Raw genomic sequence first — 11,816 nt, 5'->3', positions numbered from 1 at the left:
CGCCCGGGGCGCACCACCGCCCCGGGCACAGCACGAAAGGAAGTCCTGAGATGGCAGAGATCGAATACCGGCTCCCGCAGAAGCGCGAGCTCGTGACCAGCATTCCCGGCCCCAGGTCCCAGGCGCTCGCCGAGCGCCGCGCGCAGACCGTTGCGGCCGGCGTCGCCTCCTCCCTGCCCGTCTTCGCGGACGAGCTGGACGGCGGCGTGATCAAGGACGTGGACGGCAACCAGATGGTGGACCTCGGCTCCGGCATCGCCGTGACCTCCGTGGGCGCCTCCGCCCCCAAGGTGGTGCAGCGCGTCCAGGACGCTGTGGCCAAGTTCACGCACACGTGCTTCATGGTCACCCCGTACGAGGACTACGTGGCCGTGGGCGAGAAGATGGCCCAGCTGACCCCGGGGTCGTTCGACAAGCGCACGGCACTGTTCACCTCCGGCTCCGAGGCCGTGGAGAACGCCGTGAAGATCGCGCGCGTGCACACCAAGCGGCAGGCCGTGGTCGTCTTCGACCACGCCTACCACGGGCGCACCAACCTCACCATGGCCATGACCGCCAAGGTGATGCCGTACAAGCAGGGCTTCGGACCGTTCGCGAACGAGGTCTACCGCGTGCCCATGTCCTACCCGTTCCGCGATCCCGAGGGCATGACGGGCGCCGAGGCCGCGCAGCGCGCCCTGACGCTCGTGGAGAAGCAGGTGGGCGCGGAGAACGTGGCCGCCGTGGTCATCGAGCCCATCCAGGGCGAGGGCGGCTTCATCGTCCCCGCAGAGGGCTTCCTGCCCGCGCTGTCCGCGTGGTGCAGGGACAACGGCGCCGTGTTCGTGGCGGACGAGGTGCAGGCGGGCATCGCGCGCACCGGCGCGTGGTTCGCGTCCGAGCACGAGGGTGTGGAGCCGGACCTGGTGACCTTCGCCAAGGGCATCGCGGGCGGCATGCCGCTGTCCGGTGTGGTGGGCCGCGCCGAGATCATGGACGCCGTGCACCCCGGTGGCCTGGGCGGCACCTACGGCGGCAACCCCGTGGCGTGCGCCGCCGCGCTGGGCGCGCTGGAGACCATCGAGGAGTGGGGTCTCGTGGAGCGCGCGCGCGAGATCGAGAAGGTCATCCGCGAGGAGCTGGGCTCCGTCGCGGAGTCCTCCCCCGTGGTGGGCGACCTGCGCGGACGCGGCGCCATGATCGCACTGGAGTTCGTGAAGCCCGGCACGCACGAACCCCACCCGGATGCCGCCAAGCAGATCGCGGCCCGCTGCCTCGAGCAGGGGGTGGCGATCCTCACGTGCGGCACGTTCGGCAACATCGTGCGTCTGCTCCCGCCGCTGGTGATCGACATGGACCTGCTGCGCGACGCCCTCGGCGTGTTCGCCGCGGCCATCCAGGAGGTCGAGGCCTGAGCCTTCCTTCCTGCACACGCCGAGCGGGCGGTCACCGGGTTTCCGGTGGCCGCCCGCTCGCTCTCGCCGTGTCTCCCCACGTCATCGGCGCTCCTGGGCCGGGGACGACGACGCCGCACGGCCCCGTCCTGTGGTAGAACTCACCTATTCCTCCGCGTTTCCCGACCCCTCCGGCACCTCCCCGAGCTGCGCCGGGCGAAAGGACAGGCCATGAGCAACAGCAGCCCCTCACGCGGCGCGGCGGTTCCCGCCGGGTCCTCCCCGGCTCCCGCCGGAGCAGGACAGGACGCGCCGGACGTCACGCACAAGGCCCTGCGCTCCCGCCACGTCACCATGATCACGCTGGGCGGGATCATCGGCGCGAGCCTGTTCGTGGGGTCCGGCAACGTGATCCGTATGGTGGGCCCCGCGGCCGTCCTGTCCTACCTGCTGGGCGGGCTGCTGGTGTTCCTCGCCATGCGGATGCTCGGCGAGATGGCCGCCGCCCGGCCCGCCGTGGGCTCCTTCATGGAGTACGCACGCGTGGGTCTGGGCGAGTGGGCCGGGTACTTCGTGGGGTGGCTCTACTGGTACTTCTGGGTGGGCGTGATCGCGTTCGAGGCCACGGTGGGCGGGTCCATCCTCAACGGGTGGTTCCCGGGCGTGCCGGTGTGGCTCGGTTCCGTGATCCTGCTGCTGGTCTTCACGGTCACGAACCTGATCTCCGTGCGCTCGTTCGGCGAGGTGGAGTTCTGGCTCGCGAGCGTCAAGGTGACCGTGATCGTGGTGTTCCTGGGGCTCGGGACGCTCTTCGCCCTGGGGCTGTGGCCGAACGCCTCGTTCTCGGTGCCCAACCTCTGGGAGCACGGCGGGTTCGCTCCCCAGGGCGGCTGGGCCGTGATCTCGGGCGTGGCCGTGGTGATCTTCTCCTACTTCGGCACCGAGATCGCCGTGATGGCGGCCGCGGAGTCCGAGGATCCCGCCAAGGGTGTCCGGCAGGCCACCGTCACGGTGGTGTGGCGCATCCTGCTGTTCTTCGTGGGCTCCGTCCTGCTGATCGTGACCATCGTGCCGTGGAACGAGCTGCCGGATCCGGACGAGCAGGCCCCGTTCGCCCACGTCTTCAGCCTGTTCGGACTGCCCGGCGCCGGGCTCATCATGGATGTGGTGATCTTCACCGCCGTGTGCTCGGTGCTGAACTCCGGCCTGTATTCCGCCGCCCGCATGTTCTCCGCCCTGGCCGGTGAGGGGCTTGCCCCGCGCATCATGGCCCGGAAGTCGACGAACGGTGTTCCCGTGGTCGCGGTCATCGCCTCCACGCTGGGCGGTTACGCCGCGGTGATCGTGAACTTCGTGGCCCCGGAGTCCGGGATCTTCGACTTCATCATGAACTCCGCGGGACTCGTGGCCCTGTTCGTCTACGTGTTCGTGGCCATCACGCAGATGAAGCTGCGCTCCCGCATGAGCCCGGCGGAGCGCGAGAACCTGTCCCTGAAGATGTGGCTGCACCCATGGCTCGGGATCTTCGTGATCGTGTGCGTGGTGGCCATCGTGGGCGTCATGCTCGTCTCCGGTGACGCCAGCCGCACCCAGGTGTGGACGAGCCTCGTGGCCGTTGCCGTCCTCGCCGTCTTCTGGCCGCTCGTGCGCCGCAACCTGCGACGCCGCGGGGCCGCTGCGGCTGCCAATGACGCGTCCGCGCCCACCTCCTGAACCGCCCCCCTCCCCCGCTCGCCACACGACCGGTCCGCTGTCCCGGCGTGTGCCGGCCGTCGGTGCGTTCCGCCCGCCCCAGGGCGGACCCTCACGGGGGGGGCGGCGCCAGGCCACCACCAACCCACCCGAGAGGAACCCGTGGCGCAGTTCCCTACCCTGACCGAGACCGTGGCCGCCCTGCACAGTGGCGAGACCACGAGCGAGACGCTGACGCGCAGGGCACTGGAGCGCATCGACGCCCTGAACCCCCACCTCGGGGCGTTCGTGCACGTGGACCGTGAGGGCGCCCTCACCGCGGCCCGCGCGGCCGATGCCCGGCGGGCTCACGGCAGCACCTGCGGCACCCCCGCACCCTCGGGCGATCTCCCCGCCCTGCTCGGGGTGCCCACCGCGCTGAAGGACGGGCACGACGTCGCCGGGATGCCCACGAGCTGGGGATCGCTCACGTCCCGAGACCAGGCCGGGAACATCCCGCCGGCGACCTCCGCCGACGAGCTCGCGGCCACGCTCCAGGACAGTGGGGCCGTCATCCTGGGCAAGACCCAGGTTCCAGAGTTCCTGCTGAACTGCTATTCCGAGAACCGCATGTTCCCCCCGGCGCGCAACCCGTTCGCGCTGGACTGCTCGCCGGGTGGGTCCTCGGGAGGGCAGGCCGCCGCGGTGGCGGCAGGAATACTCCCCGCGGCCATCGGCTCCGACGGTGGCGGGTCCGTGCGGATTCCGGCCGCGGCGTGCGGACTGGTCGGACTCAAGCCCGGCCGGGGACGGGTTCCCAGCAGCGACGCCCTGTCGAACATCGGGCAGCTGGGCGTGAACGGGCCCCTGGCCCGCACCGCGGAGGACGCCGCCCTGCTGATGGACGTGCTGTGCCACACCCCCGGGCACGAGGAGATTCACCGCCCGGTCACCGCGGTGCCGGAACCGTCCTTCCGGGACGCGGTGCGCCGCACCCTGGACGGCACCCCGCCGTGGGGACGCCGGCCGCTGCGGATCGGCGTCAGCACGGCCTCCCCGTTCGACGAGACGTACGAGATCACGGTTTTCCCCGAGGCCCGCACGGCCCTGGAGGCGGGCGTGCGGCGGCTGAGCGCGCTCGGTCACGCGGTCGGGGACGCGCAGATCCACTACGACCCCGCCTACCCCGAGGCGTTCTCCCAGCTGTGGACCACTGCCACGGGGCAGCTCCCGCTGGACGGCACGGAAGACCTGTTGACCGGGTTGGCCCGCACGTTCCGCGAGCGCGCCCTGGCCCGCAGCGCGGTGGAGCTCGCGGACGCCTTCGGTGTGCTGCGCCGGATCGAGGCGGACCTGATCCGCCAGTTCTCACGGTTCGACATGGTCCTGACCCCGGCCCTGGCCATGCCGCCGCGACCCGAGGGCTGGTTCCACGAGGGCTACGACCTCGCGGACCCCGCCGGCGCGGACCAGGACTACATGCGCCAGTGCCAGTACACGCCCTGGACCTCGGTGGTGAACGTGGTCGGGCTGCCCGCCCTCACCGTTCCCACCACGTGGTCCGGGCCCGCCGCGGGCGACTACCCGGGGCCGGTCCCCATGGGTGTGCAGCTCGTGGGGCGGCCGTCCGCGGAGGCCTGGCTGCTCGCACTGGCCGCCCAGCTGGACCCGCCCACGACGCCGCAGGCCCGCCTCGTGGCATGACGCCGCCCTCAGGCGGATGCCGACGGCGAGGCAGTGCATCCGCCCCGTCTGCGCGCCCGCTCCGGGCCGTGGGTGACGGACGCGCCCGGGAGCCGTGCGGCGTCGTCGTCCCCTGCGGTGGCGTGCGGGCGCAACCCTGCGTTCCCGGCCTGACGGGGCGCGGAATCGGGACTAGGTTGGGGGCATGACCAACCGTGCGGGCACCGTTGCCCAACCCAGTGACCTCGTGGACATCAACCAGCTCCTGGCGGCCTACACCGAGCGTGTGCCGGACGCGGGCGACCCGGACCAGCGCGTGGTGTTCGGCACCTCCGGGCACCGCGGCTCCTCGCTCAAGACGTCCTTCAACGAGCACCACATCGCGGCCATCACGCAGGCGATCGTGGAGTACCGCGCCGGGCAGGGCATCACCGGCCCGCTGTTCATGGGCCGGGACACCCACGCGCTGTCCGGGCCCGCGCAGGACACGGCGCTGCAGGTGCTCGCGGCCCACGGCGTGCGCACGCTGCTGGACTCGCGGGACGGCTACACGCCCACCCCGGCGCTGTCCCATGCGATCCTCACCTACAACGCGTCCGAGCCCGCGGAGCAGGCGGACGGGATCGTGATCACCCCGTCCCACAACCCGCCCACGGACGGCGGCTTCAAGTACAACCCCCCGCACGGCGGCCCCGCGGACACGGACGCCACCGAGTGGATTGCGGACCGCGCCAACGAGCTCATCGAGGCCGGGCTGGACGGCGTGCGGCGCGTGGGCCTGGAGGAGGCCAAGGCGGCAGGGACCACCGGCACGTTCGACTTCCTGGACAGCTACGTCTCCGCGCTGCCGGAGATCATCGACCTGGACGCCATCAAGGCCGCCGGGGTGCACATCGGGGCGGACCCCATGGGCTCCGCCTCCGTGGCGTACTGGGAGGAGATCGGCCGGCGCTTCGAGCTGAACCTGGAGGTGGTGAACTCCACGGTGGACCCGCAGTGGGCGTTCATGACCCTGGACTGGGACGAGAAGATCCGCATGGACTGCTCCTCCCCGTCCGCCATGGCCTCGCTCATCGGCAACCGGTCGAAGTACGACGTGGCCACCGGCAACGACGCCGACAGCGACCGCCACGGCATCGTCACCCCGGACGCCGGGCTGATGAACCCCAACCACTACCTCGCGGTGGCCATCGACTACCTCTACCGCACGCGCGAGGGCTGGCGCGCGGACGCGGGCGTGGGCAAGACCCTCGTCTCGTCCTCGATCATCGACCGCGTGGCGGAATCCCTCGGACGCCGCCTGGACGAGGTCCCCGTGGGCTTCAAGTGGTTCGTGCCGGGTCTGCTGGACGGCTCCATCGGCTTCGGCGGGGAGGAGTCCGCGGGCGCATCGTTCCTGCGCCGTGACGGCTCCGTGTGGACCACGGACAAGGACGGCATCATCCTGGCGCTGCTGGCCGCGGAGATCACCGCCACCACGGGCAGGACCCCGTCCCAGCGCTACCGCGAGCTCACCGAGCAGTTCGGGGACCCCGTGTACGAGCGCATCGACGCCCCCGCCAACCGCGAGCAGAAGGCCGCCCTGAAGAAGCTCTCCGCGGACCAGGTCGCCGCAGACACCCTGGCCGGTGAGCCCATCACCGCCAAGCTCACCGAGGCCCCCGGCAACGGGGCCCCCGTGGGGGGTCTCAAGGTGACCACCGAGAACGCGTGGTTCGCCGCCCGCCCCTCCGGCACCGAGGACGTCTACAAGATCTACGCCGAGTCCTTCAAGGGCGAGGAGCACCTGAAGCAGGTCCAGCAGGAGGCCAAGGCGCTCGTGGACTCGGTCATCGGCTGAGCTCACACGTCCCGGATGCACTCCTCGGCGGCGCGGTGCGCAGGGGGCGCCGGGCGGCGCGGGTTCGTTCCTGTTCTTCCGCGAGGCCACCACCTGCGCGGGCACCGGTCACACGCCCCGCCCCGCCGCACCGGGAGCCACCCGTCCGGCAGGCGACCCCGCACCCGGCCGCGCCACACGCTCGCCCGGCCGTGCGCCGTCGCCGGCCGGCGGTCTCACCCCGTGGGTTCCGGCTGGTTCCACGCGCGGGCGTAGAAGCGCGGGGAGAGGGAGGCGAGCAACTCGCTGTAGGCGGCGGGGTCGAGGGCCTGGGCCGCGTCCCGCGGGAGCTGCGGGCTGCGGACCGAGACGCCGAGCCCGGCCCGTCCGTCGCGCGGCGGGAGACCGGCGGCTTCCAGGAGGGTGGGGTACATGTCGAGCTGATTGGCGCCGGGACGCACTGGGGTCTGCTCCGTCTCCTCGGGGATCCAGATCCGGTTGAAGATGGTGCGGTCCGGGTTGTCGTCCAGCTGCTCGTGGAACGCGTCCCCGGCGCTCATGTGCTTGAGGTGGTCGCCCATGACGACCACCGAGGTGTCCTGCAGGTATCCCCGGTCCTTCATGTGCTGCACGAATCCGGCCACCTGGGTCATGGAGCACGCGAAGACCGACGTGACCTCGTTCTGCGTGTCCACGTCGCACGAGTCGTAGACGTGCACGGGCTCGTGGGTGTCCAGTGTGAGCACGGACAGGTTGAACGGCCGCCCCGTGCGCCCGGACTCCGCGTGCAGCCGGTCCACCTCGTCCCTGGCGTGCGCCATGAGGCGCTCGTCGCTCAGCCCCCAGTCGCCGCGGAAGTTCTCCGGGGGCTCGCCCGCGGCACGCCAGTCCTGCAGGCCCTTGTCCTCCGTGTACCCGTGGGTTCGCAGGAACACGTCCTTGCCGGCGAAGGAGGAGTTGGCACCGCCCAGGAAGACGTTCGTGTAGCCGTGCCGCTGCAGGACGTCCCCCAGGCACGTGACCCCGCCCAGGTACTCGCCCATCCCGCCGCCGATGTCGTTCCCGCCGCCACCCGGTCCGGAACCCTTCAGGGGGATCCCGCACTGCGTGGACACGAGCCCCGCCATGGTCCAGCCGCCGCCCTCGTACTGCTGGAAGTCGGGGACGCTGCGCCAGCCCTCGGCCTGCGTGGTGACGTCCTCGAGGGGCGCGAACGCGTTCTTCTCGAAGAGCTGGTCGTCCGCCAACGTCTGCTCACCGGACTCGAGGTAGACGACCACGAGGTTCCGCGTGCCGGAGGAATCCGTGACGGCGGGGTCCGCGTAGTAGTCGCCGATGTCCGAGGAGGACTTCGCGGCCTTGACGTACTGCTTGAGACCCACTGCGGAGGCGAACGTGGCGGAACCGCTGATCACCACGGCGGCCACCGCCAGGGCGGACGCGGAACGGGCCGCGGCGCGGGACCGGCGGGAGAGGCGCCAGGCCGGGGAGCGGCGTCGCCAGACGTGCAGTCCCGCGGCTAACGCCCCGGTGATCAGGACGGGCAGCACGCCGATCGCGGTGATGGCGACCCACACGATGGAACCGCCGCCGCCGTCGGCCTGCACGGAGACCAGGTTCAGCTTCATCTGACCCACGGAGATGGGCCCCCAGTAGTGCCGGATCACGGAGGCCGCCGCGAGCAGCACCAGACCCGCCCAGAGCAGCAGGTAGCCGGTGCTTCTGGCCAGCACCGGAGCAGCACGCCGGATCACGCGCGCGGTTCGCCCGGACATTCGTCTCCTCGTGGTCCACGTCGGTGGGCAGGGTGGCGGGCGCACACAGCGGCGCCGCAGCGCCCGCCGTCGTCTCAGCACCCGCCGGTGTCCCAGCATCCGCCGACGTCCCGGGACCGGGGGGCGGTGCTCCGTTCACCCGTTGTTCCAGGGTAGGACATTTCCCGGTCACCGGGAGGTCGCCCGCGGGGTGCGGTCTGCGCCGCGTGCCTCGCGCCTCGCGCCCACCTGCCCCCAGTCCCCTCCCACCAGAGGCGGCTATCCTGAACTCACACGCGCCACGAACACGTTGCTTCCGGCGCACTCCCCCCAAGGACACTCCCCCCATGATGCGACCGGCCACGCCAACCGCTGCCCCCGTCCAGATCCCCGGCTCCAGCGCCTCACCCGTCCTCGGCCCGGCGAGCGTGCTGCAGTCCGCCGCGTGGCAGGAGTTCCAGGGGTCCCTCGACCGCACGGCGCACCGACTGGGCGGAACGGGGTGGCAGGCCCTCGTGGTCGAGGAGCACACCGCCGTGGGCCCGCTCTGGTACGCGCCGTACGGGCCGGTGGTGGAGACCCCGGCCGTGCTCCCCGAGGCTCTGGCGTCCCTGCAGGAGGCAGCGCGGGATCACGGCATCTCCTGGCTGCGCGTGGAGCCGCAGTGCCCGCCGAGGATCGGGGCCTCGTTCTCCGACACCGTGCGCCGGCAGAACGCCACCGCGGCGTCCCTGGCCGCTGGTCTGCGGTCTCTCGGCGCACAGCCCGCACCGCGGGACATCCAGCCGGCCTTCACCCGCTGGGTGGATCTCACCCGCTCCCCCGAGGAGATCCTCAAGGCCATGACGGGCACCAACCGCAACCTGTGGCGCCGGCACCGGGACAAGGGCATCACGCTCGCCTCGTCCCACCGCGTGGAGGCCGCCGAGGAGGTGGTGGAGCTGCTGCACCGCACCGCCGGGCGCAACGGGTTCACCGCCCAGTCCGGCGACTACCTGCGCACCGCCGCCCGCAGCCTGGGTCCCACCGAGAACTGCACCGCGTACACGAGCACGGTGGACGGCACCGTGGTCAGCGCGCTGCTCACCTACGACTCCCCCACCACCCGCATCTTCGCGCACTCCGGGATGGACGCCGGGGCCCGCAAGCTGCGCCCCAACCAGCCGCTGATCGCGCAGGCGCTGCTCGACGCCGCGGCGCAGGGGCAGTCCGTGGCGGACCTCTTCGGCATCGCCCCGCCGAACGACCCCGACCACCCGTGGACGGGTTTCAGCGCCTTCAAGCGGTCCTTCGGCGGCGCGGACGTGGCGCTGGGCGGAACGTGGGACGTACCGGTGTCCCTGCCGCGCTACGGCGCGTATCGGGTTCTGCGCACCGCGCGGGACACCGCGTCCACTGCACGCGCCCGCGTCCGCAGTGCGGTCCAGGAGCGCAAGCGCACCACACGGGGCGGTGCGGAGCCACAGGGCTGAGGCCCCTCCGCACTCAGCGGGCTCGGGCCACCCGGTGCACCCACACGGCCTCCGCCACCAGGATGCTCAGCTCCACGCCGTCCACCGAGGGATCCCGACGCCGCGGCCCGGGTGACTCCCGCGGTGGGAGCCCTCCCCCGGGAGCCGACGCCGCGGCGTCGTCCTCCGCCCGCACGCGCACCCCACGCTGGGGCAGGGACCCCGGGAGCACCCGGAGCAGAGACCCCGGACCAATGCCGTGCTGGCCGAGCAGCCGCAGGGTGCGCGGGTCCGCGTCCGAGACGCGGGTGACCCGTACGAGCGCGGGTTCGGTGACGTCGGCGAGCGGGAGCGCGCTCGGGGCCGCCACGACCCCGTCCTTCGAGGGGATCACGTCCCCGTGGGGGTCCGACCGCGGGTGGCCGAGCTTCTCGTCCAGGCGGTCGATGAAACGGTCCGTGACGGCGTGCTCGAGCACCTCGGCCTCGTCGTGCACCTCGTCCCACGGGTAGCCGAGCTCCGTGGCCAGGAACATCTCCAGGAGCCGGTGCCGGCGGACCATGTGCACGGCCACCTCCCGGCCCTGCTCCGTGAGCTGCACCGCGCCGTAGGAGGGCCGGACCACCAGGCCCTGCGCCGTGAGCTTCTTCAGGGCCTCCGACACCGTGGACGGGGCCAGCCCCATCTGGGCGGCGAGCGACGTCGTCGTCACCCGCTCCGGCTCCCACTCGCCCAGCCGCCAGATGGTCTTGACGTAGTCCTGGGTGGAGGCGCTCAGCTCGGCGGGGTGCACGAGTTCAGGGTAGCGGGGTGGCGTGACGGAACCGAGGGCTCCGCATCGTCCTGGGTGCCGGTGGATCCCCAGCGGCGGCGCGCTGGTCTCAGACGGACGCTGCCCCGGAGGGCCGGTGCGTCGTCGAAGGAGCCTCGGTGCCCCGCGGCGCCGGGGGCGTGCGGCCGTCCCGCAGGGCGGTGTACTCGTCCCGCGCCACCAGGCCCTTGCGGACCTCGTCCAGCGCCGGCTCCAGGAACGTGGCGCGGTACGTGGTGTCCGTGCCGATGCTGACGATGAAGTTCAGGGCGCTGAACGCGCTCAGCACCAGGCACACCTGCACGAGCGGGAGGGAGACGGGAAGGGCCGCGAGGATGCCGTCCAGCCGCGCGGGCGGGCTGCCGATCCACTGGGTGGCGGTCACCGGGGACACCGAGAGCACCCCGAAAACCACGTAGAACACGAACACCACCACGCCCAGCAGGGTCACCTGGATGATGCTGATGAGCACGCACATGGCCGTGATGTTGGCACGCTCCAGGGGGCGCAGGTCCGTGCCGCCCTCCTGGGCGTCGTAGGTGCGGATGATCTGGGAGATCTCGTCCTTGGCGTTGAGGGTGGCCAGGGCGATGCCCAGCAGACCCATGACCCCCACGATCGCCCAGGTCCTGGCCACGGACAGCTGCGCCACCACCTGCCAGATCTCCGCGTTGAAGAACGAGAACAGCAGGGCGAGCATCAGGATGGGCAGCACGCGGCCCACCATGGACCCCAGGTGGTTCAGCTCCCGTGCGGCCCGGCGGGTGGCCCAGGAGAGGACGGTATCCACTCCCCAGTACATGGCCAGGAAGAGCAGCCCCAGGATGATCAGCACATCCCCCAGGGAGATGCCGTCCTCCGGGGAGGCCAGCCACGGAATGAGCAGCACGGTGGCCAGCAGCACCGCACCCACCACGTTTCCCACGGTGCGGGAGCAGTGGCGCAGGACCAGGCGCAGCACCCACCACGTGACGGGGAAGCAGACCATGATCAGGATGCCGACGCCCGCCAGCAGCAGGTCCTCGTCCAACGGTTGCGCCAGCTGCTCCGGGGGGACGTCCGCCATGTTGAGCACGAAGACGTCGATGCCCACCAGGCACGTCAGCACGCCCATCAGTGCGGGTGCGCTGCGGGCCAGCAGGCCGTGCAGCCGGGCTCGGGGCTCCAGCACGAGCGGCAGACCAAGACCGCGGAGCTCGGAGCGCAGGGTTTCCACCCGGGGCGTGGGGGCGAGTGAGTGACGGGGCATGGGAT

General features: G+C 71.8%; 8 protein-coding genes. 5 read left to right on the top strand and 3 right to left on the bottom strand.

The genetic code is table 11. From position 1 onward, the window contains the following. The first annotated feature begins 50 nt into the window (after nt 1-50). The 4 genes from gabT (at nt 51) to pgm (ending at nt 6,567) form a co-directional block, all read left to right on the top strand. Nucleotides 51-1,394: a 4-aminobutyrate--2-oxoglutarate transaminase gene (gene gabT / locus CWC38_RS08845; RefSeq protein ID WP_121846402.1), complete on the top strand. Its 1,344-nt coding sequence runs from the start codon at nt 51-53 to the stop codon at nt 1,392-1,394. A 210-nt stretch (nt 1,395-1,604) separates the two neighbouring features. After that, nucleotides 1,605-3,086: an amino acid permease gene (locus CWC38_RS08840; protein ID WP_121846401.1), complete on the top strand. Its 1,482-nt coding sequence runs from the start codon at nt 1,605-1,607 to the stop codon at nt 3,084-3,086. Between the two features lie 141 nt (nt 3,087-3,227). After that, entirely contained in the window at nt 3,228-4,748 is a 1,521-nt protein-coding gene (locus tag CWC38_RS08835; protein ID WP_121846400.1) for an amidase, read from the top strand. Between the two features lie 184 nt (nt 4,749-4,932). Next, on the top strand, nt 4,933-6,567 hold the full coding sequence (pgm, locus tag CWC38_RS08830; RefSeq protein ID WP_121846399.1) for a phosphoglucomutase (alpha-D-glucose-1,6-bisphosphate-dependent): 1,635 nt from the start codon (nt 4,933-4,935) through the stop codon (nt 6,565-6,567). 215 nt (nt 6,568-6,782) lie between these two features. On the opposite strand, the gene CWC38_RS08825 is transcribed toward pgm, so the two are convergent. Then, nucleotides 6,783-8,321: an LTA synthase family protein gene (locus CWC38_RS08825; protein WP_121846398.1), complete on the bottom strand. Its 1,539-nt coding sequence runs from the start codon at nt 8,319-8,321 to the stop codon at nt 6,783-6,785. A 326-nt stretch (nt 8,322-8,647) separates the two neighbouring features. Here CWC38_RS08825 and CWC38_RS08820 point away from each other — a divergent pair, with 326 nt between their 5' ends. Further along, nucleotides 8,648-9,772: a lipid II:glycine glycyltransferase FemX gene (locus CWC38_RS08820; RefSeq protein ID WP_240625184.1), complete on the top strand. Its 1,125-nt coding sequence runs from the start codon at nt 8,648-8,650 to the stop codon at nt 9,770-9,772. 13 nt (nt 9,773-9,785) lie between these two features. On the opposite strand, the gene CWC38_RS08815 is transcribed toward CWC38_RS08820, so the two are convergent. Together CWC38_RS08815 and CWC38_RS08810 are read right to left on the bottom strand one after the other, a co-directional pair. After that, nucleotides 9,786-10,544, bottom strand: coding sequence for a metal-dependent transcriptional regulator (locus tag CWC38_RS08815; RefSeq protein ID WP_121846397.1), 759 nt, complete (start codon nt 10,542-10,544; stop codon nt 9,786-9,788). An 88-nt stretch (nt 10,545-10,632) separates the two neighbouring features. Beyond that, nucleotides 10,633-11,816 (bottom strand): hypothetical protein (locus tag CWC38_RS08810; protein ID WP_121846396.1); only part of this gene is annotated, 1,184 nt, incomplete at its 5' end.

This window comes from Kocuria tytonicola (genome assembly GCF_003687455.1).
Taxonomy (GTDB): domain Bacteria; phylum Actinomycetota; class Actinomycetes; order Actinomycetales; family Micrococcaceae; genus Kocuria; species Kocuria tytonicola.
This window is presented reverse-complemented; position numbering and strand designations above follow the sequence as displayed.

Coding starts and splice junctions, on each gene's coding strand:
- gabT (WP_121846402.1), top strand. CDS start 51: ATGGCAGAGATCGAATACCGGCTCCCGCAGAAGCGCGAGCTCGTGACC.
- CWC38_RS08840 (WP_121846401.1), top strand. CDS start 1,605: ATGAGCAACAGCAGCCCCTCACGCGGCGCGGCGGTTCCCGCCGGGTCC.
- pgm (WP_121846399.1), top strand. CDS start 4,933: ATGACCAACCGTGCGGGCACCGTTGCCCAACCCAGTGACCTCGTGGAC.
- CWC38_RS08825 (WP_121846398.1), bottom strand. CDS start 8,321: ATGTCCGGGCGAACCGCGCGCGTGATCCGGCGTGCTGCTCCGGTGCTG.
- CWC38_RS08820 (WP_240625184.1), top strand. CDS start 8,648: ATGATGCGACCGGCCACGCCAACCGCTGCCCCCGTCCAGATCCCCGGC.